The following is a 20,734-nucleotide window of genomic DNA, read 5'->3' as shown; positions in this document are numbered from 1 at the left end:
ACGCGGTTGACACAGTCTATTTGGTTCCGATCAAAGGTAAAACACCTAAACCAAGGGAACAACAAGGAAAAGTTAATTCTAGGTTTATAATTGTGCGAGGAATTCGGCAATCCGCTTGGCCAATTCAGGGTTGTCCGTGGCAATATCGGCATGTGTTTTATCGTAGGTATAGAGTTGGAATAGGGATTTTAAGCCCAGCTGGGTCATTTTTTGCTCCAACCCATACGCTTGGTCTACTGGCACATTTTTATCCTTCAAACCCATATGTAGCTGGGTTAACGGCAAATGTTGGGCAAAATAAAGGGGCGAGGAGGCAATCAATTTATTCCTCGTTTCAGCTAAAGTTGCTTGTTTGTTTTTCAAATCGTTTAGAAACTGACACAGATAGGTTGGGTCATTTTCATGTAGCGAAGTCAGGGTCAATAAATCGGTCGGCCCCACTACGTCTACTACTCTTTTGATTCTTGGGTCTCTGATTCCAGCCAAAAGGGCTACAGTTCCGCCTCTGCTGCCACCTCTAATCGAGCTTCGGTTTACATCAGCTTTGCTTTCAGTTTGCTGAACCAGGTTGAGGAAAGCGATGGCATCGTCGGTTGCACCATCAAAGGCGTCACAATGCACACCTTCGGATAATGGCGACGAATACAAAGTGCCATTCAAGGTAATCGCCAATGATTGCCCTCTTAAAGCAGGGATCGCTAAAATATACGGCCCACTTGGATCGGAGCTGTCCAGAGAAAGGTTGACTGAATTGGTCGTAATATCCAGTCCAAATCCCCCAATTAATAGTCGTACTGGCACTGACACATCGGTTTTAGGAATGAGTAAAGCACCGTATTCTTTGATGCCGTTTATTTTGAAAGACAGCATTTTGAAAGTATATTTTCCGTCCAGGATTGTACTTTCCTGAATCACCGTATAGTCCCTCGGAGTCAAATCTCTCTGTTTCCATTGGGCAAAAATGCTGTCCGTTTCTGCTGTAGAGGGAGTGGCAAACAAGGCACTTTTTTCCTGTTCCGACAGCATATCTTTCTCATCACAGGAAAGTATAAGAAACAAGCAAGTCATTAGCATCAGGGCTTTTGGGGAAAATCTTTGCATACCTAATTTTTATTGTAGTGTAAACAAACGTTTAGAAGACTTGAAAAGCGGGGCAAAAGTTGGGTGGGGTTTTTGAAGATTGATTTTAGGTGGTCGCTTCAACAAACTTGAACCCAACTTGAATCGAGTTTGAACACCCCAAAAGCTGCTTTCTCGCCTAGTTTTGGCCAAAATCAAACGACTTAGCCATGAAAACACGAGTTCTTTTAATCCTCTTCTTTTTGGCCATCCAAAGCTTTGTTTTTGCGCAAAAAAACAAAGCAGCAGTCACACCCGCCAAGCCTGTCGATTTTACCATCCCGCTTACGCCGGAAAAATGGGCATTCCAGGCCGGGAAAGTAGATTTTGTAGACTACAAAGGCCAAAAAAGCATGAAAATTGCCCCCCAATCCGGGCAAGTTGTACTGAAGGATTTGGTATTCAAAGACGGCACCATTGAGTTTGACGTTGAGCCCATTTTGCCCGAATTTGCACAATCTATCTATTTCCACCGCAGAGACGAAAAAGAACAGGAGATCGTTTACCTGCGCGTAGGTACCATCGGCAACAAACTCACCAACAGCGCCATCCAATACACCCCTTATTTCGATGCCATCAACATGTGGGACATGTATCCTCAATACCAGGGCCCGGCACTAATCAAAGGGGGCGATTGGAACCACATCAAGTTGGTGATTTCCGGCCTTCAAATGCGGGTATATCTGAATCACCTACCACAACCCGTCCTGGAAATTCCGAAGCTGGAAGGCAACATGAAGGAAGGCAGTATTGCTTTTGATGGCGCTTCTTACATCGCCAATTTGCAAATCAAACCCGATGCGACAGAAGGTTTAACGCCCCAGGAAGGAGTGGATTTGAGCAACCACGAAGCCAATTATTTGCGCAAGTGGGCCATCAGCACACCCACAGATTTGCCTCCTGGCAGCGAAGCTTTTTTGGGCAACCAACCCAAAGTAGAACAATTTACGGACAGCATCAAGGCTGAAAGGGGCGGATTCGTCAATCTGACTAGAAAATTTGGGGGCAATAAAAGCCGCAAAGTGGTTTGGCTCAAAACCAAAATCATCGCTAAAGAAAATGTAAAAACCAGGCTCCAACTGGGCTTCAGTGATGAGGTGTGGGTGTTTTTGAACAAACAAACGGTATTTGTGGACAAAAACCTGTTCCAACAAGCCGCTATGCGGAAGTACCCCGAAGGCCGTATGTCCAAAGACAATGCCAGTTTTGGCATCAACCTCAAAGCGGGCGAAAATGAATTGCTGATTGCCGTTGCCAACGACTTTTACGGCTGGGGCATCATCGCCCGTTTGGAAAGTACGGATGGAATCACTGGGCTTGATGAAGTAAAAGAATTTGTGCGGAACTGAGCGCATCCTCTCAAGTGCACTGGATTCAGTGGTTTTAACTGGTACAAGTCCAGATTTGGAAGTAGAATCTGGCGCTGTAGAGACGCACGGCCGTGCGTCTCTACAATGTTTTACGTAATACAACAAACCGCTTGCAGGGCACAACCATATTCGGAACTTATGTTATTCAATCTTGGTTGGAGTTTAAAAGGTCATCAACTACCTTTATATGCAGCACAACAGAGGCATTTTATTTTGCTATAAAAAACAAAGCCATGGCCTACATTATGGTGGACGTCGAAACAGACGGCCCAATCCCCGGTGATTATTCGATGATTTCCCTCGGCGCGGTACTGGTTAAACCCGAACTGAACCAGACCTTTTTTGCTCAATTCCGACCCATTTCAGAACAATACCTGCCCCCGGCCCTGGCCGTTTCAGGCTATTCCCGGGAGCAAACCTTGGGTTTTCCAGAGCCTAAGGGTGAAATGCAACGTTTTAAAGATTGGGTAGCCGAGGTCTGCCCCGATCGCCCCATTTTTATCAGCGACAACAATGGCTTCGACTGGATGTTTGTGTGCTGGTATTTCCATCATTTTTTGGGCGAAAACCCCTTCGGTTACAGCTCCCAAAATCTGGGCAGCCTGTACAAAGGCCTGGTCAAAGACACCTTTGACAACTTCAAACACCTGCGGATTAGCCCCCATACCCACCACCCGGTGGATGATGCCAAAGGCAATGCCGAAGCCTTGTTGGAAATGAAAAAAATGGGGCTGAAGCTGAAGTTGTAGACAAAGTATTTTTCTGTATCTTTGTATAAATCCGTGACGCAATGAACGACAACTTAATCATTATGGGAGTTAACGCACCGCGTATCCACCAGGCTATCATTGCTAAATTGATTTATGGGCTGACGGATTTGTACCTCAAATCTCACTCTCAGCTATTCCCTTATCCGGAAACCATGATCGATGAAAGTCAAACCAGCCCAGCACCTGATTTAATGTTGGTTAATAGCGAAACGGATTTGACCAAAGTCATCATTGAAATCACTCATACGCAAGGTGTTAAAAAAGATGCCCAAAAGTTACAGGAGTTGATGCAGGTTTATGACATTCCTGAAGGATTTATCTATGACTACAAATTAGGGATTTGGTACAAATACGATTTGCAAAAAGGACAACAAAAAGAAAATCCATCCTGGTGTGATGCAGTTGGCGTAGACTTGGCGAAGTTGTTGTTTTGAGAAATAGGCTGCCAACTTTTTTCTACCTTTGCGCACCTAAATAATGGGCAAAAATAAGTGTTCGTTTTTCCTGAGTCAAAGGATTAGATAAGACACTTAAAATGGACCATTTACTTATCTAATCCTTTGTCAAAATGAAACACTTATTTTTTATCGCCCTACTAACCAAACAGCAATCATGAAATTCGGAACCAAAGCCATTCACGCGGGCATTGAGCCAGACCCATCCACTGGCGCGGTGATGACCCCGATATACCAAACCTCGACCTATGCACAGGAAGCACCTGGTGTACATCAGGGTTATGAATACGCACGTACCCAAAACCCCACGCGTTCAGTTTTGGAAAAAAACCTCGCTGCCCTGGAAAACGGCCAGCACGCGGTGTGCTTCAGCAGTGGGCTGGCGGCGATGGACGCCATCATCCGTTTGTTAAACCCGGGTGATGAACTCATTTCCAGCAATGACCTTTACGGCGGGTCTTATCGGCAGTTGGTGCGGGTACACGGGCGTTACGGGCTGGTCTCGCATTTTGTACCCATGCAGGATTTGGGTAGCATTGCGGCCAAAATCAACGCCAAAACCCGGATGCTGTGGATTGAAACACCCACGAACCCCATGCTCAGTTTGGTGGACATCAAGGCGGTGTGCACCCTGGCACGGGAGCAAGGCATCCTCACTTGTGTGGACAATACTTTTGCCTCACCCTATTTGCAAAACCCACTGGATTTGGGCGCCGATATCGTGATGCATTCTGCAACCAAATACATAGGTGGCCACTCCGACGTGATTCACGGTGTAGTGATCACGAACAATGACTCGATCGCGCAGCAGTTGCGCTTTTTACAAAATGCCATTGGCGCAGTGCCCGGGCCACAGGATTGTTTCTTGATTTTGCGGGGCATCAAAACCCTACATTTGCGAGTGGAGCGGGCTTGTCAAAACGCGGAGAAAATTGCCCTGTTTTTGCGCAACCACCCCAAAGTACGCAAGACCTACTACCCTGGTTTTAGCGACCACCCCGGGCATTCCATTGCTAAAAAACAAATGCGGCATTTTGGGGCCATGGTTTCTTTTGACTTGCATACCGATACCCTGGAATACGCTACAAATGTTTTGTCCAATACCCAGCTGTTCACGCTGGCTGAGTCTCTGGGCGGCGTAGAATCGCTGATTGGCCACCCGGCCACGATGACGCACGCCAGTATTCCGCAGGAAGAGCGCTATAAAGTGGGCTTGACCAATTCATTGATCCGCTTGAGTGTGGGCATTGAAGACGTAGAAGATTTGATTGAAGATTTGGCGCAAGCGCTGGATCGACTCTGAAAAAGTTGAGGAGTTGAGAAGTTTAGGCTACCGCAGCGTTTTTGACGAAGACCTTGTATAAGTCGCTGCGGTAGCCTCAACTTCTCAACTCCTCAACCCCTCAACTTCTCAACTTTTTACCTACATTTGCCTCATTATCTATGCAAAACCACAACTAGTGCTCTCGTTATTCCGCACCAATCAGATTTTGTCGACCATTTTTGTACTGTTTTTTGCCAGCTTGATGTTGGCAGCACCAGTGTTGTTGCAGGTCAAAGGCCAGCCCGGCGAGTACGGGATTTTTTACCATTACCTGCAAGAACTGATTCGTGGGAATAACACTACAGCACTGTTCTTTGCATTGGGCTTTTTGTTTTTGGGCGCCTTTACAGTGAATTACATTGACCTCAATTTTCGTTTGTCCAAAGACATCAACATGATGCCGGGATTATTTTACGTCCTGGTGAGTTGTACTGCGCCACAATTGGGTGTTTTTTCCCCTTTACACGCTGCCAATTTCTTTCTGCTGCTTAGCCTCCACGAGTTGATGGACACTTTTAAGAAGCAGTCGATAGCCGACCGGGTATTCAATGCAGGATTTTTTCTGGCCATCGCCAGTTTTTTTTATCCCTCCTACCTGGTTTTTATTCTGCTCATTTTTACGGGTTTGAATGTAATGCGGGGCTTTGATTTCCGGGAAAGATTGATGGCGTTTTCCGGATTGGTGGTGCCTTATGTATTGATGGGGGTTGCTGCTTTTTGGTTCAACCATTTTGACTTGTTCTGGAAATTGCAAATCACGCAGGCTTTTGGCTGGTTGGATTTGGTGGATACACCTTTCACGGTTACCGTATTGCTGGTCATCATTGTATTTGTGATTTTGTTGCTAGCGGTGATTTTTCAACAAGGTAGTTTGACGGGCAAACGGGTCATTCAATCCCAAAAGCGCATCAACCTGTTGTATTGGGCCTTATTTATTGCGATCCTGAGCGTGCCCATACAGGCGGGCGTGCAGCTGCAACACTTGATGATCCTGGCTCCAGCTGCGGGACTACTTAGCGGGATGTTGTTCAGCTCGATGTCGCGCAATTGGGCAGAGTTTTTACACTTGGTTTGGTTCGCGCTGGTGATGATTTTAAAGTATCAGGCCTTTATTTTTCCAGGATAATATTCATTTCAGTTCCTTACCTTTGCGCTTTCAAAGGGGCGATAAAAACTTATTTTTGCCTCACTATTAAAGATATGCCATTCGCTAATCGCGGATGACCAAACGCTCAAACCATGAAATTCGGCATAGTTGTTTTTCCCGGCTCCAATTGCGACGACGACATGATGCATGTGCTCGGCAACGTCATGCAACAAGAAACGGTAAAGATTTGGCACAAAGAAACCCAGTTGGACGGCTTTGCTGCAGGGGATTGTATCGTGTTGCCCGGTGGCTTTTCTTTTGGCGATTATTTGCGCTCGGGGGCCATTGCCCGCTTTTCACCGATCATGAATGCAGTGGTTGATTTTGCCAACAACGGCGGCCTGGTCTATGGCATTTGTAATGGTTTCCAGATTTTGTGTGAAGCTGGTTTGCTGCCAGGGGTGCTTTTGCGCAACTCCAATCAGCAGTACATTTGCAAAAACGTATTCCTCAAAACCATCTCCAACAATAGCCCACTGACCGCCGGCATTCACTCTGGTCAGGTTTTAAAAATTCCCATTGCCCACGGGGATGGTCGCTTTTATGCCGACCCAGAAACCCTGGCTGAATTGGAAGCGAACGATCAAATTCTATTCAAATATTGTGAGCCAAACGGTGAAATCACCCCAGGTGCCAACCCCAATGGCGCTTTGGAAAACATTGCGGGCATTTGCAACAAACAACGCAATGTATTTGGCATGATGCCCCACCCTGAGCGGGCCTCAGAAGACATCCTTGGCAACTCCGATGGCCACCGTTTGTTTGATTCTCTGGTGAAAATGACCCACATGTCGGCCTCTATGTAGTGGCGCGGACAGCTTGGGTCATATATCCTTGAATTTGTTTTTTACGTTAGAACCATTGATCAACTGAAGCTGTTCTTAATGAGCTTGTTTAAGCTTTAAAAAAGACTTTCCCATGAGAATAGTTGCTTTTTTCTTTCTCTTGTTTTGCACATTTAGTGTTTCCGCTCAAATTGAAGACCCAGTTAAATGGTCGACCAGTTTGAAGAAATTGAGTGCAACGGAATATGAACTGATTTTTGTGGCCAACATTCAGGATGGCTGGAACACCTATTCTCAATACCTGGAAAGCGACGACGGTCCGGTGCGTACCTCCTTTCATTACGACAAAGGCAGTTTCCAATTGGTGGGCAAAAATATCGAAGAGGGCGACCGCAAGGAAGGCCACGACAAGATGTTTGACATGAACGTCATCAAATTGCTGCACACGGCTACCTTCCGCCAAAAAGTAAAGGTAACCGACCCCTCTAAACCCATCATGGGCTATGTGGAGTACATGTGCTGCAACGACGAGAAGTGTTTGCCGCCTACCGAGTTTGCGTTCAAATTCATGTTGAACGACGCTGGGGCTGAAAAAAAAAAGGTAGGTAGCCTCGAAGGGGATAAGCTTAAGGACGCTCAAAATAAAAATGCGGCACCAACATCTGCTCCTGAATCATCAGTAGCCAATGCGGATTTTCAGGTAACCGATCTTTCTGGTGCAGTGGAGGCTTCCGGCCTGCAAGAGTATGCAAAATGGGAAAGTTCGATCAAAAAATTGCAGGGAAACGTTTACGAGATCACGATAAAAGGTATTCCTGAGGCTGGCTGGCATTTGTACTCTCAATTTACCGAAGAAGGAGGCGCCCTGCCTACAACCTTTACCTATAACCCAGGCAAACACTACACTTTAGAAGGCAAAACCAAAGAACTTGGAAAGATCAAAGAGGAGCTTGAGCCTCTTTTTGGCGCAGTTGTAAAGCAGTTTGAAGGGAATGCTGTTTTTACCCAAAAGATCAAAGTAACCGACCCGGAACAAGCCATCACCGGCTTGCTGACCTTCATGGCTTGCAATTCCAGCGTTTGTTCCATGCCAACGGATGTGGATTTTCACTTTTTGCCGGCTAAGCTGAGCGCGCTGATCGGGGTAGAGGCGAATAAGGTGATTAAAGGAGGAACGGGAGCTACCATTGGTACCACGCCATTAGAAACCTATTTCGGTTTGAATAAACCTCAATTGGACGCGCCGCTAGGGCAGTGTGGAGTTGAAGGTGAAGTGATAACGGCCAAAACTGGTTTTTTCAAAATATTTTTACTGGGATTTTTTGGCGGCTTATTGGCTCTGCTTACGCCTTGTGTATTCCCGATGATTCCTTTTACGGTGAGTTTTTTCACCAAAATGAGCCAGAACAAAAAGGGAAAGTTAATTGGCAATGCTTCCATGTATGCTGGCTTCATCATTTTGGTTTACTTGCTCTTGAGTATTCCTTTCCATTTGATGGACAACATCAACCCAGATATTCTGAATGACATCTCCACCAATGTGTGGCTCAACATCATCTTTTTCGCTGTATTTGTCTTTTTTGCCTTTTCCTTTTTTGGGTATTACGAAATTGCGCTGCCCAGTTCCTGGGTGAATCGCTCCAGTCAGGCTGAAAATTTAGGCGGTGCCCTCGGGATATTTTTTGCTGCATTGACTTTGGCCCTGGTATCTTTCTCGTGTACGGGCCCGATCTTGGGTTCGCTACTCGCCGGAGCACTGACCTCGGATGGCGGCGCCTGGCAATTGACTGCCGGGATGGGCGGATTCGGCTTGGGTTTAGCACTACCTTTCGCCATTTTTGCCGCTTTCCCTAGCATCATGCAATCCTTGCCTAAGTCAGGCAGTTGGATGAATACCATCAAGGTAGTTTTGGGCTTTTTGGAATTGGCCCTGGCCCTCAAATTTTTATCAAATGCGGATTTGGTAAAGGATTGGGAGTTGTTGACCATTGAGCCTTTCCTGGCAATTTGGTTGCTGATTTTCCTTGGCTTGGCCTTGTATCTGTTCGGTTTTATCCACTTTCCGCACTATGGAAAGGAAAGATCCAATGGTATAAAAATTGGGATGGGTGTGGTGTCTTTGGCTTTTGCAATTTACCTCGGAACAGGTTTTATGGTCAATAAAGCGACGGGTTCCTATCAATCATTGACCTTGCTCAGTGGCTTGGCTCCACCTGTTTGTTACAGCTGGTTCAAACCTTGCGACTGTCCTCAGGAATTAAACTGTTTCAAGGATTTACAACAGGGCTTAGCTTATGCTCGTGAAGTAAACAAGCCAGTGTTGATTGACTTCACTGGGCATGCATGTGTGAATTGCCGCAGAATGGAAGAAAACGTGTGGCCAACCAAACCTGTATACCCGTTGCTAAGCAAGGATTATGTGCTGATTTCACTCTATGTTGACGATAAACGTGAACTGCCCGAGAAAGAGCAAATTGTAGTAGAAACTGCTCAAGGAGGGACCCGCAAATTGCGCAACATCGGCCACAAATGGGCCCATTTTCAGACAGAGTACTTCAAGACCAACAGCCAACCTTACTATGTGTTGCTTTCTCCGGATGGACAATTATTGACCAATCCGTTGGGAGGAATGCAAGAAAAAGAACTGTACGGTAACTTCTTACAATGCGGCAAAGACGCGTTCACTCGCTTGTCGATGAAATAAGAAAATAGTAGGAATTGCGGATTGTAGAGACGCACGGTTGTGCGTCTCGCGGGTGTGTTGTCCTATTTTGAGAGACGCACGGCCGTGCGTCTCTACAGTGCGTTGCGCGTAGAAAATTATATTTTATTCCATCTCCAGCAGCACCTGGTTTTTATTCACTGCTGCACCTTTCTCCACCTTTACTTTTTTCACCACCCCATCACCGGGTGATTTTAATACGTTTTCCATTTTCATGGCTTCGAGGATCAACAAAGAGTCGCCCTTGTGTACTTTTTGGCCAGCATCTACCATCACGTCAATCACCAGACCGGGCATAGGCGCTTTTAAGTCTTTAAACTTGGCTGCGGCCTGGATGTGTAAGCCCAGGCGTTCAACCGTCTGGTCGAAATGATCGGCTATTTTTACTTCGTACACCTCGCCATTGATCCGAAAACCAAAAGCTTTGGCCTGGTAGTCTACTTTTTCCAGGGTGGCCAAATAGGATTTTTCGCCGTGCAGCACATGAAAATGCCCATCGTCCAGGCGGATGAAATCCAGGCCGGTTTTGGTGGCATCTTCCAGTACCACCTGGCCATTTACGGATACCTTATAATTTGGAGTTTCCATAGGAATTAGCTGGTTCTACCCAATTTCATCAAAAGGGCGGTTTCAAAAACGGTATAAATCAAATAGATGCCAAAAAATGGCACAATGAACAATTTATCGCTGGGTTTGGCCAAAAAGAAATACCCGACTATGATCATCAACGAAAACAACATCTTGACCATGGTCAATCCCATGAAAGCATTGGTAAATTGATGCTTATTGGTGCTGCGGGCAGCCATACTTCCGTACCAAAACGCGAGCAGAGTAAACAGGAAAAAAAAGGCAAAAGTACCCCACGCAAATGCTGCGTGTACCTGAAACCCCGGCAGCAAGTTGAGCAAAAACAACCCAAGTGCTGTGCACACCGACACTATACCCAAATACAGCAAAAAGCGGGATTGATTCATGACTATGTAGTTGAAAAATGATTTCAGCTACAAAAGTACAAAACCCGGATGCATAATTAAGCGATTAGTAAATTTGAAGGAAAGGCAAATGTCAGCGCGGCGGCTGATTCTTCTTGTTGGGAGCCAACAAATCCTTAAGGGTAGAATACAAGGCGGCAAAGATGGCCAATAAAGAAAGGGCTACCGTAAACCAGGGTTTTGGGCTGTGAAAATAGGCATCCAATTTTCGCCCCAACAAAGCCCCAATGAGAATAATGATACCCATTTGGAAAGCCATACCCGAATATTTGAGGTAAACATTGGATGTGGCTTTCCCTTTGGAAAAATCAGATGGATCCTCTGGATCAGTTATTGGGTGCTTTGACTCCTTTTTCATCTTCTTTTTTGGCAACAAGCGGAGCTGAATTGGATTTGGCTGCCGGTGGCTGACCACCCATGTTACAGGTCACATTAAAGACCGCTCCGGTTTGAACCAACAATTTTCCGGTAGTTACCTCACCACTCACGACCGCATTTTCGCGGATGTTGAGCAATTCTGCCACTACAATGGTGCCTTCAAATTTACCTTCAATCACTGCATTGGCACAGCGGATTTCCCCCTCAATTTGGCCCGTTGGACCAATCACCACTTTGGCATCGCAGAAGAGCTTTCCTTTGATTAAGCCATCTACGCGGATGTCACTTTCGGAACGTACCGTACCTTCAACCACTGTACCTTGTACAAGGCTATTGAAAGCGTTGGGATTCACCGGAGCAACAGATCCATTGCGTGGCTTGTTGTTGGAATCTTTACTGCTAAACATTGTGTTCAATTTTGGTTTACGAATGATTATGACTGTTATAACGTTCCAAACAGAAATTCAGTGTCTGCCTGAATCGTAGGTATAATCGGTCATAAAAATCAAAGTGGCAAGATACAAAGAAAATGGCAATTGCACTCTTGAGTCAACCTGAACTCTCTGCGACTCCAATAAAAAAGGCCTCCCGTAACTATTTTTGTGACGGAAGGCCTTTTTTATGTGACAAAACTGTGGAGCGCAACCCTAACCCATGACTTTAGTCGTGGGTTAGGGTAAAGCGTGTCCAAAACCCCAGCCCACGAATTTATTCGTGGGTTAAAAATTCGGACAGTACACCCCACGGCGTTCCAAGCCACAAATTTTATAAATCAAGCTGAACTCAAACGCCCCTTGTGAATTGGAAGCTGGTTTGAGTTGAGAAACGTTGATGTCGTAGCTAAAGCCAATGCTCAGGTCGTTGAAGTCAAAACGAGTAGAGGCAATGATGGCGTCGGTCAAATAACCTTGCTCCAGTTTGTTGGCCACCCGGCCCCACAAACCCAGCTGAAATGCCTGGTAGCTGTCTTTCGACTGATCCAGCATAAAGCGCAAACTTGCACCGGCATTAACCTGGAAAGAAGGCCCCTGACGCATCACGATAAAGCCAGGCAAAAGCCCCATTTTTCCGCTGGAAGTAGGAAACTCGCCGCCTGCGTGCACCGTCCAACGGGTAAAGATTGGGTCTTCTTCTCCTTCCGTATCAAAGGATTGGTTGGCCCGGTTCAAGTGGTGAAACGCACCCCCGATGTAGACGTTTTTATTGCCATTGCGGTGGAAATACAACAAACCCGCAGCCATGTCAGCAAAGAGGAAGTTGTCGCGGTTGAAGCGATCTTCTTGCGAAGGTAGCGTTGGATCAAAACTACCTTCCCCATCGTGTTGGGTACCCCAGCGGAGGTTCAGGAAGTCGATGCTTCGTTGAGCCAAACCAGCTTCGGCACCAGCCACCAAATAACCGGCTTTTTTGCGGCCACCACTGATTTGTTTGGAGAAAGAACCGGAGATTTTTCCGGTCAGGGTAGCGAAATTGGCCTCACCAGCCTTATCGCCCCAGAAAGTACCTCCCACGCCAAAATAGTCATAACGCCCAACCGGAATGCGTTGGTCGTAAGAGACTGAATAGGTACGGAAGGAATTGGAGCGCAGTACGCTGCCCCATTGGTTGCGGTAGTTCACAGCAACGCGAGAGTTGCAATTCATCACCCCAGTCATCGCCGGATTCAGGTTGAGTGGCGACATGTAGAACTGCGAAAAGTGAATGTCTTGCCCCTGCAATATGGTTGCCCCCCAGATCAGCAGGCCCAGCGCAAGTATTGATTTCCAGTTTTTCATATAGATAGCGAGGGTTAATAATCGGTTTTGAGTACGCACCTGGTCGAATTTCTGCTTTACCCAAGCAATTCAAACAAGCTTGAAAACAAATATGAATTTTTTGAAATTGTGCTGCAAGTATACACAACTCTCCGAATAACTGTAATGCTCAAAGCCCTGAAAAATTCAAGTAAGCCCAAAGTTTAACATTACTGTGAACTTTGATACAATTTTCAGCAGTTAAGATAGTGTTTTTTCACTGGTTTCACAACTGCACAAGCAAAACGTTGGAATAAATACTTGTATTGCCCCAAAGGGATTTCGGATTTGGGATTTCGGATTTCGGTTGGGGTAGCCCAGTAACCGAAATCCGAAATCCCAAATCCGAAATTACATCACGGTTTTACCTCCCCTGCCAGATCAATCATGGCGGCTACCTCTTCGATCAGCGTTTCAGTGCCATTGAAGCCTACGCTCATGAATTTGATGCGACCATCTTTACCGACGATGAACTTGGTAGGGATGCCCTCTACTTTGTAACTACCCACCACTTTGTCATCATTGTCCATCAGTACATTGAAGTTGTACTTGTTTTTTTCAATGAATTCAGCGGCAGCCTTTTCTTTATTGTCTCCCTTTTCCCAGGTGTCGATGAAGAGGAATACTACGTCGTTGCGGTTTTGGGTGGCTTCCAGCGATTTTTGCATACCGGGGAAGGATGCCTTACAAGGACCGCACCAGGTTGCCCAAAAATCGAGGATTACCACTTTGCCCTTCAGGCTACTCAGGGATACTTCTTCTCCTTTGAGGTTGCGCAGTTTGAAATCAGGGGCCTCCTTGTCGATCATTTTTTTGCGCAGTTCTTCCCGTTTGTGGGCTTTGGCGTCTTCTTCCAGGTTGGCCAGGTAGCGCTGAGCAGCGGCTTCGGGGCTATTGTTGGCCTGGAACAAACGTACGAACTGGGTTTTCATCGCATCAGAAGCGGTACCAGCGGTGATCAGTTTTTCCAGCATCGCTTCCGCCTCTTTGCCTCCTTTGGCTTTTTCGAGGTAGATGCAGTAGCGTTCGTTGGTTTCGGGATCACTGAATTTTTGGGTTTCGTTGTAAATGTGCTGGTACTCCAGTGCTTCGGCGTATTTGCCAGTACGGTAGAGGCAGACTGCGTAGGTATCGGAGAACATGCCGAGATAACCCTTCATGTTTTCCTTCATCTGCTTGAGACTGATAAAGCCATTGACATCAGCTTTGTCATTCGAAGCTTGTAATGCTTTGATCAGGTCAATGGATTGTTTGGAGTATTTTGTCGAACGTTCTGCGTCTTCTTTGCTTACTTCTTTGACAATTCCTTCGCCACACAATTGCCAGGCCGCGCTGTTCAGTAGATTTGCTTTCCGACTCTTGTCGCTAATTTGATTGAGGTATTTTTCAAAATTCGGCCAATCTTTTTTGCCCAAATAACCACTGGCAATCACCGAGGTAAGGCTGGAAACCACATTTTTTTCACTTGCTGTAAATGGTAAACCAGCCAAAGACTCATATAAAACTACTTTTTTACTTAGGTCTTTTTCCATGCCTACAGCCTCAATTTTCTCTGCTCTTACCAACATCCCATTGGGGTATTTTTTGCGGATGCTTTGGCCTAAAGTCTCCAGCAAAGCTTTTTCATCGAGGATTCTGAATACCTGATAGGCTGTATAGAGGTCTTGTTCGGTTGCTTTTTTGTCGTTGGCCAAAACCTCGGCCATTTTTTTGGCCTCAGCTACAATGGACTCGTCTTTGGACCTTTTACCTTCCGCAGCAAAAAAAGAAAGCAGAGTCTGATCCTTACGAGAAGCAACATTAGTGGAAAATTCCTCGCGCACCAAAGCCAAACCGCCGGGAATGTCCCGATCTACATTGGTGTAGGGTGCGTAGCGGCCTTTCGTTAGGCCTAAATTACCTTTTACACCTGGTGCCAGGGTTTTACGATCAACCTGATAAAGGCTAAACCCATAGCCTTTACCACCATTGTTGTCTTTTTCACCATCTACTTCATTGGCGAAAGTGATGTAAAAAAGGTTGGCTTTGGCCGGAATGCTTACTTTGGCTTTAAAGATGCCTGATTCAGATTTGAAGTTTACGTCATCAAATTGTAAGCGGTCCGCCTGGTTCGGATTGGTAGTCATAAAAACTACTGTAGCTTTTAATTCTTTTTCATTGGCAAGTATCGTTTGGTTTTGGTCGTAGGAAAGGGTAACGGTTTCGCCAGGAATTGGCTTTTCGGGGGAACATTGTAGTGCTTGAGCGTTGAGGCTCAAAGTAGCGACGAGGGCTACAGCAAAAGTCAGGATTAATGATTTCATGTTTTGACAATAGGTTAGGTAATCGTGATTGTGATTGAGAATTGTCATGTGTGTGTAAAAATAGAAAGTTTTTCATTTAATGCAGACTATGTGGTAAATATTGTCGGTGAAGGTACAAAAGGGTGATTTTTGGCGTAGAACAAGGCAAATTTCCTTGTTCTCCATTGAATTGTTTTTTCCCCGTTTTAAAATTCTCACACTTTACAATTACCTTGGACATCGCTTAAATATCACAACAAAAACACAATGAACGCCAAACTTCGGATCGCCATCACTCTGGTGTTTTTTAGCCTTTGTATTCAGTCTAGTATGGCCCAACAAGGCCTGTGTAAAGGGGCTCTGGGAGAAAATATTTTCAAACGGGGTGATTTTGGTAGCGGCAGCGCCAACGTATTGGGATTTGACCCCGGCATTGCACCTGGCTACCGCTACAGTGCTTCGACGCCACCCAATGACGGCTTGTACGTCATCACCAATGGCAATGCCAGTTGGGGTTCCTTTTCAGCAACATCCTGGGTCAAAACCAAAGACCGTAGCGCTGACCCCAACGGATATTTTATGGTCGTCAATGCCAGCTTTCAACCTGGCTTGTTTTATCAGGATACCGTAACTGTATGTGGCAATACGACCTACCAATTTTCAGCGGATATCATCAACCTGATGCTGCCCAGTTTTGTCGGATACATTAAGCCCAATTTGTCTTTTTTGGTGGATGGTAAAGAGGTGTACAGCAGTGGTGACGTACCCCAGGATGCTATCTGGCGTACCTACGGCTTTAGCTTTACCACGCCCCCCGACGCCAAACAGATTGTCCTGTCCCTGCGCAACAACGCACCCGGTGGACTGGGCAACGATATAGGGCTGGACAACATCACATTTTTGCCCTGCGGGCCGCTCATCAAAATGCCCGATACCAGTTACATCTGTGTCAGTGATGTATTCAAACTTATGCCTACCATTGAAATCAATGACCCCAAATCACTGGCCTACCAATGGCAACGCAGCACCGATGAAGGCAAAACCTGGACGCCGATCCCTGGGGCCAATAATTTGCACATCGATATTGAAAAACCACGCGAGGGACAAACCTTTCGCCTGGCAGCCGCTGCGAGCGCAACCCAGCTGAATAATCCTTCCTGCAATTATTTTTCTTACTCGACGGTCTTGGAGCGAAAAAAAGCCCCCAAGCCCAAAGAAATTGTCATTTGCCCTGGCGGCTCAGTCACCTTGGCCGGGCAAGTTTACCGAGACTCTGGTTACTTCGATGTGGCGCTCAAAACACCCAGTGGTTGTGACAGCATTTTGGTACACCACATCATTATCGAGGACTTGAGCCGTTTTCGGATCAAGGGGGACAGCATCATTTGCCCCGAAAATTTTTCAATTCTGGACGCGGGCAATTTTGCAAAATACCAATGGTCAACCGGAGCTACAACCGATATCATTAGTATTGAAAATCCGGGTACTTTTAGCGTTTCGGTCACCTCTGTGCATGGCTGTCCAGCTAGCCACAGTCTGGTGGTTCGTGCCCGCGAACTGCGAGGAACCATGACCGGGACCGATCCCCGTTGTGCCTTAGGTAAGGACGGCAGTATCAGCATTACCAACGTAAGTGGGGTGAATCGCCCTTTGGTATACACCCTCAATGGCAAAGATTTTCAACCCGGAAATACCTTTAACGGTCTGGTCGCCGGTACTTATAACGCTACCGTACAAGCCAGCCCCGCTTGTAAACTCAGCCGCAGTGTGACCCTGAGTGATCCAGTCGCTTTTCAGTTGGAGGATGTTGACAAAATCAGCCTCAAACAGTTTGACAGCATTCCATTGAGTGCCCGGGCAAATCAGACTATTGGCTCCTATCGTTGGTCGCCAGTGGAAGGTTTGAGTTGCAGCGATTGCGCTGAGCCTTTTGCCCAGCCCCTGAAGAGTGGCACATACACCCTGATCGCGAGCAGTGCACTGGGGTGTGTGGATTCTACCAACTTTGTTTTTGAGGTCATCCCCCGCCACAATACTTATGCGCCCAATGCATTTTCACCCAATGACGATGGGGAGAACGATTTTTTTACCCTTTTTTGTGATCGGGGTGTAGCTCTGATTGCCCATTTGAGCATTTTTGATCGCTGGGGCAACGAAGTATTCAGGGTTCAAAATGCCAAGCCCAATGGTACTGAAACGCGTTGGGATGGTAGTGCCCGTGGTAAACCTGCTTTGCAAGGCCTTTATGTTTGGCGGGCTGACGTAGAATTTGTCGACGGAGAAACCGCCAGTCGCAGTGGGTCGGTTTTATTGCTTAAATAATTTTTTGCGTCATACAAATTAACAAATAGTAATTTTTTTGAGCATAAAGCCCTGTTTTTTACCACCAGTTCCTTAATTTTGAGGAAATTGAGGAAACCAGGATGGAGACCAGATTGGACACTGATAATAGGCAATGGTTGGAAGAAAAAGCCGCTCGGGTGAGAGCCGAAGCTTTACTTTTGGAAAAAGAACAATACATTACCCAATTGCTCCGGGAAAATGAAGCCCTTCAATCAAAACTCAGTTCCACGGATGATTTAAAAAAGGAACTACACTACGTTAATGAAATTGTCAATAGTGTACAAGACATCATCTTCATTTCAGACAATCAAGGGCTTTTTCGCTTCATCAATCCAGCTGCTGAAAAATTACTGGGTTTCCCCAAGGAAGATATGCTGGGCACCCATTATGCTGCACTCATCCGTGATGATTACGCCGAACCCATCCGGCTTAAATACCTAGATCAAATCCGCCATGGCTTGACCTCTAGCTACGTGGAATTTCCAGTGAAAAATGCCTGGCAGCGCGAGATCTGGTTGGGTCAGCAGGTCAGCTTTATTTATCGGGAGGGCAAATTTTTTGAAGCACACTCTATTTCTCGGGACATCACCGAAGAAGTGCAATCGCGCAAAGACCTGACTACAACCTATTCGCGACTGAAAGGGTTGGTTCAGAATCTACATGCTGGCGTTTTGGTAGAGGACGAAAACCGTAAAATTGTGCTGATCAACCAACAGTTTTGCGACCTGTTTGGCATTCCGGTTGCTCCCGAATTGTTGATCGGTGCCGACTGTGCCCAAGCAGCGGAACAAAGCAAGGGACTTTTTTGCAATCCAGAGCGCTTTGTTCAGCGGGTAGATGAATTATTGGAAAAAAGAGAGCTGACCCTGAATGAAGACCTACAGATGCAGGATGGCAAAATCCTGGAGCGGCATTATATCCCGGTTTTTTCAGGCACCGAATACCTGGGGCACATGTGGCATTACCGGGATGTAAGTGCGCAACGCATGGCCAGTGAGCACATCCGCAAAAGTGAAGAAAAGTACCGGGGGATCATGGAACACATGGAATTGGGCTTGTTGGAGGTCAATTCTGAGGCAAAAATTGTGCGGGCTTACCCTCGCTTTTGTGCAATGGTGGGGTATAGCGAGCAAGAACTGATTGGACAAGATCCCAAACTTTTATTTGCTCCCCCTAACTTCCAACGCCAGGCCCATAAAGAAGAAGCTAAGTTTTTACAGGGGAAATCGGTGATTTGGGAGGCTCCAGTGCTCAAAAAAAACGGCAGCATCATCTGGACTCTGATTAACAATACCCCAATCTACGATGAGTTAGGCAATCTGTCGGGTACATTAGGCATTCATCTGGACATTACCGAGCAAAAATTGTTGCAAGCGGATTTGGAACGCGCCCGGGAGGAAGCCGAAAAAGCCCGGGACGCGGAAAAGGCTTTTTTGGCCAACATGAGTCACGAAATCCGCAACCCCATCAATTCCATCGTGGGCATGACCAATTTGTTGTACGATACCCAACTTAGCCCAGAGCAGGCAGAATACGTTCATACATTACAGTACTCAGCGGAGTTGTTGCAAGCCTTGGTCAGCGACGTGTTGGATATTTCAAAGATTGAACAAGGGAAAATGGAGCCCCATCTGGAGGACTTTGATTTCTTAGGAATGGCAAAGGCCATGTGTAAAACCTTCGAATTCAGACTATCCCAACGCCCCATTGAATTTCAGTGCGAGATTGCGCCCGAGGTACCGGAGTATTTGCGTACCGATCCTACTTTCCTGAACCAAATTTTGCTCAACCTGATCAACAATTCTTTCAAGTTTACCGAACAGGGCTTTGTTCGCTGCACCGCTTCGACCACCATAATCGAGGGGAAAAACTGGATTGAGTTTACGGTGACGGATACTGGGATTGGCATCCCCGAAGATCGTTTGCCTTTTATTTTTGAACGTTTTGACCAGGCTGGCAAAGCCAAAAGAACCCGCGAAGGTGCAGGTTTGGGGCTTCCCATTACCAAACAACTGGTGGAACTACTCGGTGGGCGCATTCAAGTTCAAAGCATTATGGGCGGGGGAACCAGTTTTACCGTCCTACTTCCTTTTGAAACAGTCAAAAACCCGGTCCTGCACAAATCAGAATTACCACTTGCTTACCAGCGCAAAGGGGGGGCTCCGTTTCACGTGCTCATCGTGGAGGATAATGCCATGAATAGCCGTTATCTGGAAAACCTCTTGCAAAAATGGGGATTGACCTACTCTACTGCTGATGATGGGCTGGTGGCCCTTCAGGCTACTGAAAAGGAAGTTTTTGACTTAATCCTCATGGACATTCGGATGCCCAATCTGGATGGCTACGAAACCACCCTGCGCCTGCGCAATGCCCCCCAAAACGCCAATCAGCAGGTGCCCATTATTGCCCTCACTGCCTCGGCCTTGTTGGATGAAAAAGTAAAAGCACTGCAAGCGGGAATGAACCAACACCTCTCCAAACCCTTTACCCCTGAACAATTGTTGGAAGTGTTTCGGCAATTGTTTCCCGGTTTTTCACCCCAGGCTCCAAGTACAACTGCACTTTCTTTGAACCGCGACGAACTGTCCGAGTTGTACGAAGGGGATACCGGGTACATGCGGGAGATTTTTGACATCTTTGCCCAAACTGTCCCCAACGAACTTGCCCAGATGCGGGAACTCCTGGAAGCTGAAGATTGGAAATCCTTTGCCGCCAAAGCGCACAAGATCAAACCTTCCTTCCAAATGGTGGGACTTGGGCATTTAAGCGCCCGCGCCGAACAATTGGAACGCGCCAAAAAAGAATTTGACCCGCAGGACTTGATCCGCGATTTCGTCGGTTTTGAGGCGGAGGTTTTGCAAGGCATCAAACTGGTACTGGCGGAATTGAGCAGCATGTCTTGAAGCTTCAAAATGTCATTTTTTTGACGATAAATGAGCACTTTACAATAAAATAATGCGCTCAAACTAATCCGCCCGTGTTTTTTTGCAATTTTTGCAGAAGCTTAAACAAGCTCTAAGTCCTTTTCAGCCATTTGCTACGTACGTTCTCCTACCAAGGGCGATAAAAAATAAGTGTTCATTTTGCCAAAGGATTAGATAAGCAAACGGTTCATTTCAAGTGTCTTGTCTAATCCTTTGACTCAGGAAAAATGAACACTTATTTTTGCCCACTACTCTGCTTTATTTGTTACGCACAAAAATGTCACGATGAAGTTTTTGAATCGCTTAAGTATTGGCCATACAACTACTGGA

At 46.3% G+C, this 20,734-nt stretch carries 16 protein-coding genes; 9 read left to right on the top strand and 7 right to left on the bottom strand.

Annotated elements, in window-relative coordinates:
• Positions 1-84: 84 nt before the first annotated feature.
• A complete protein-coding gene (locus tag ACO08K_RS10050; protein WP_421796264.1) occupies positions 85-1,101 on the bottom strand; it encodes an alpha/beta hydrolase family protein in 1,017 nt (338 codons plus the stop codon).
• 188 nt (positions 1,102-1,289) lie between these two features.
• On the opposite strand from ACO08K_RS10050, the gene ACO08K_RS10045 reads away from it, so the two are divergent.
• The 7 genes from ACO08K_RS10045 (at position 1,290) to ACO08K_RS10015 (ending at position 9,674) form a co-directional block, all read left to right on the top strand.
• On the top strand, positions 1,290-2,468 hold the full coding sequence (locus tag ACO08K_RS10045) for a hypothetical protein (RefSeq protein WP_421796263.1): 1,179 nt from the start codon (positions 1,290-1,292) through the stop codon (positions 2,466-2,468).
• Positions 2,469-2,722: 254 nt separating this feature from the next.
• Positions 2,723-3,238 (top strand): exonuclease, encoded by a 516-nt coding sequence (locus tag ACO08K_RS10040; RefSeq protein WP_421796262.1) that lies wholly within the window; start codon positions 2,723-2,725, stop codon positions 3,236-3,238.
• Positions 3,239-3,279: 41 nt separating this feature from the next.
• On the top strand, positions 3,280-3,693 hold the full coding sequence (locus ACO08K_RS10035; RefSeq protein WP_421796261.1) for a hypothetical protein: 414 nt from the start codon (positions 3,280-3,282) through the stop codon (positions 3,691-3,693).
• Between the two features lie 175 nt (positions 3,694-3,868).
• Positions 3,869-5,017, top strand: coding sequence for a cystathionine gamma-synthase (locus tag ACO08K_RS10030; RefSeq protein ID WP_421798305.1), 1,149 nt, complete (start codon positions 3,869-3,871; stop codon positions 5,015-5,017).
• Positions 5,018-5,174: 157 nt separating this feature from the next.
• Positions 5,175-6,164 carry a hypothetical protein gene (locus ACO08K_RS10025; protein ID WP_421796260.1) on the top strand — a complete coding sequence of 330 codons (990 nt, stop codon included), beginning with the start codon at positions 5,175-5,177 and terminating at the stop codon, positions 6,162-6,164.
• A gap of 113 nt (positions 6,165-6,277) precedes the next feature.
• Positions 6,278-6,991, top strand: a complete 714-nt coding sequence (purQ, locus tag ACO08K_RS10020; RefSeq protein WP_421796259.1) for a phosphoribosylformylglycinamidine synthase subunit PurQ — start codon at positions 6,278-6,280, stop codon at positions 6,989-6,991.
• A 112-nt stretch (positions 6,992-7,103) separates the two neighbouring features.
• The gene (locus tag ACO08K_RS10015; RefSeq protein WP_421796258.1) at positions 7,104-9,674 is read left to right on the top strand and encodes a protein-disulfide reductase DsbD family protein; all 2,571 of its coding nucleotides are present in this window, start codon (positions 7,104-7,106) and stop codon (positions 9,672-9,674) included.
• 123 nt (positions 9,675-9,797) lie between these two features.
• Here the strand turns inward: ACO08K_RS10015 and ACO08K_RS10010 are convergent, their stop codons facing one another.
• The 6 genes from ACO08K_RS10010 to ACO08K_RS09985 form a co-directional block, all read right to left on the bottom strand.
• Positions 9,798-10,280: a biotin/lipoyl-containing protein gene (locus ACO08K_RS10010; protein WP_421796257.1), complete on the bottom strand. Its 483-nt coding sequence runs from the start codon at positions 10,278-10,280 to the stop codon at positions 9,798-9,800.
• A 5-nt stretch (positions 10,281-10,285) separates the two neighbouring features.
• Positions 10,286-10,666, bottom strand: a complete 381-nt coding sequence (locus ACO08K_RS10005; RefSeq protein ID WP_421796256.1) for a hypothetical protein — start codon at positions 10,664-10,666, stop codon at positions 10,286-10,288.
• 91 nt (positions 10,667-10,757) lie between these two features.
• Positions 10,758-11,042: an AtpZ/AtpI family protein gene (locus ACO08K_RS10000; RefSeq protein WP_421796255.1), complete on the bottom strand. Its 285-nt coding sequence runs from the start codon at positions 11,040-11,042 to the stop codon at positions 10,758-10,760.
• A complete protein-coding gene (locus tag ACO08K_RS09995; RefSeq protein ID WP_421796254.1) occupies positions 11,011-11,469 on the bottom strand; it encodes a bactofilin family protein in 459 nt (152 codons plus the stop codon). The genes ACO08K_RS10000 and ACO08K_RS09995 overlap by 32 nt, the downstream gene beginning before the upstream one ends.
• A gap of 312 nt (positions 11,470-11,781) precedes the next feature.
• Positions 11,782-12,837 (bottom strand): PorP/SprF family type IX secretion system membrane protein, encoded by a 1,056-nt coding sequence (locus tag ACO08K_RS09990; protein ID WP_421796253.1) that lies wholly within the window; start codon positions 12,835-12,837, stop codon positions 11,782-11,784.
• A 374-nt stretch (positions 12,838-13,211) separates the two neighbouring features.
• On the bottom strand, positions 13,212-15,158 hold the full coding sequence (locus tag ACO08K_RS09985) for a TlpA family protein disulfide reductase (protein ID WP_421796252.1): 1,947 nt from the start codon (positions 15,156-15,158) through the stop codon (positions 13,212-13,214).
• Positions 15,159-15,404: 246 nt separating this feature from the next.
• Between ACO08K_RS09985 and ACO08K_RS09980 the strand changes: the two genes are divergently transcribed.
• Together ACO08K_RS09980 and ACO08K_RS09975 are read left to right on the top strand one after the other, a co-directional pair.
• Entirely contained in the window at positions 15,405-17,459 is a 2,055-nt protein-coding gene (locus ACO08K_RS09980) for a gliding motility-associated C-terminal domain-containing protein (protein WP_421796251.1), read from the top strand.
• A 101-nt stretch (positions 17,460-17,560) separates the two neighbouring features.
• Entirely contained in the window at positions 17,561-20,383 is a 2,823-nt protein-coding gene (locus tag ACO08K_RS09975) for a PAS domain S-box protein (RefSeq protein WP_421796250.1), read from the top strand.
• The last annotated feature ends 351 nt before the right edge of the window (positions 20,384-20,734 follow it).

Origin of the sequence: Haliscomenobacter sp. (assembly GCF_965225875.1) — a bacterium.
GTDB lineage: Bacteria > Bacteroidota > Bacteroidia > Chitinophagales > Saprospiraceae > Haliscomenobacter.
The sequence above is the reverse complement of the archived record's forward strand: the minus strand, read 5'-3'. Positions and strand labels throughout refer to the sequence as shown.

Bases quoted from the DNA above. Each gene is read 5' to 3' on its own strand.
- ACO08K_RS10050 (WP_421796264.1), bottom strand. From the start codon at position 1,101: ATGCAAAGATTTTCCCCAAAAGCCCTGATGCTAATGACTTGCTTGTTT.
- ACO08K_RS10045 (WP_421796263.1), top strand. From the start codon at position 1,290: ATGAAAACACGAGTTCTTTTAATCCTCTTCTTTTTGGCCATCCAAAGC.
- ACO08K_RS10040 (WP_421796262.1), top strand. From the start codon at position 2,723: ATGGCCTACATTATGGTGGACGTCGAAACAGACGGCCCAATCCCCGGT.
- ACO08K_RS10035 (WP_421796261.1), top strand. From the start codon at position 3,280: ATGAACGACAACTTAATCATTATGGGAGTTAACGCACCGCGTATCCAC.
- purQ (WP_421796259.1), top strand. From the start codon at position 6,278: ATGAAATTCGGCATAGTTGTTTTTCCCGGCTCCAATTGCGACGACGAC.
- ACO08K_RS10015 (WP_421796258.1), top strand. From the start codon at position 7,104: ATGAGAATAGTTGCTTTTTTCTTTCTCTTGTTTTGCACATTTAGTGTT.
- ACO08K_RS10010 (WP_421796257.1), bottom strand. From the start codon at position 10,280: ATGGAAACTCCAAATTATAAGGTATCCGTAAATGGCCAGGTGGTACTG.
- ACO08K_RS10005 (WP_421796256.1), bottom strand. From the start codon at position 10,666: ATGAATCAATCCCGCTTTTTGCTGTATTTGGGTATAGTGTCGGTGTGC.
- ACO08K_RS10000 (WP_421796255.1), bottom strand. From the start codon at position 11,042: ATGAAAAAGGAGTCAAAGCACCCAATAACTGATCCAGAGGATCCATCT.
- ACO08K_RS09995 (WP_421796254.1), bottom strand. From the start codon at position 11,469: ATGTTTAGCAGTAAAGATTCCAACAACAAGCCACGCAATGGATCTGTT.
- ACO08K_RS09990 (WP_421796253.1), bottom strand. From the start codon at position 12,837: ATGAAAAACTGGAAATCAATACTTGCGCTGGGCCTGCTGATCTGGGGG.
- ACO08K_RS09985 (WP_421796252.1), bottom strand. From the start codon at position 15,158: ATGAAATCATTAATCCTGACTTTTGCTGTAGCCCTCGTCGCTACTTTG.
- ACO08K_RS09980 (WP_421796251.1), top strand. From the start codon at position 15,405: ATGAACGCCAAACTTCGGATCGCCATCACTCTGGTGTTTTTTAGCCTT.
- ACO08K_RS09975 (WP_421796250.1), top strand. From the start codon at position 17,561: ATGGAGACCAGATTGGACACTGATAATAGGCAATGGTTGGAAGAAAAA.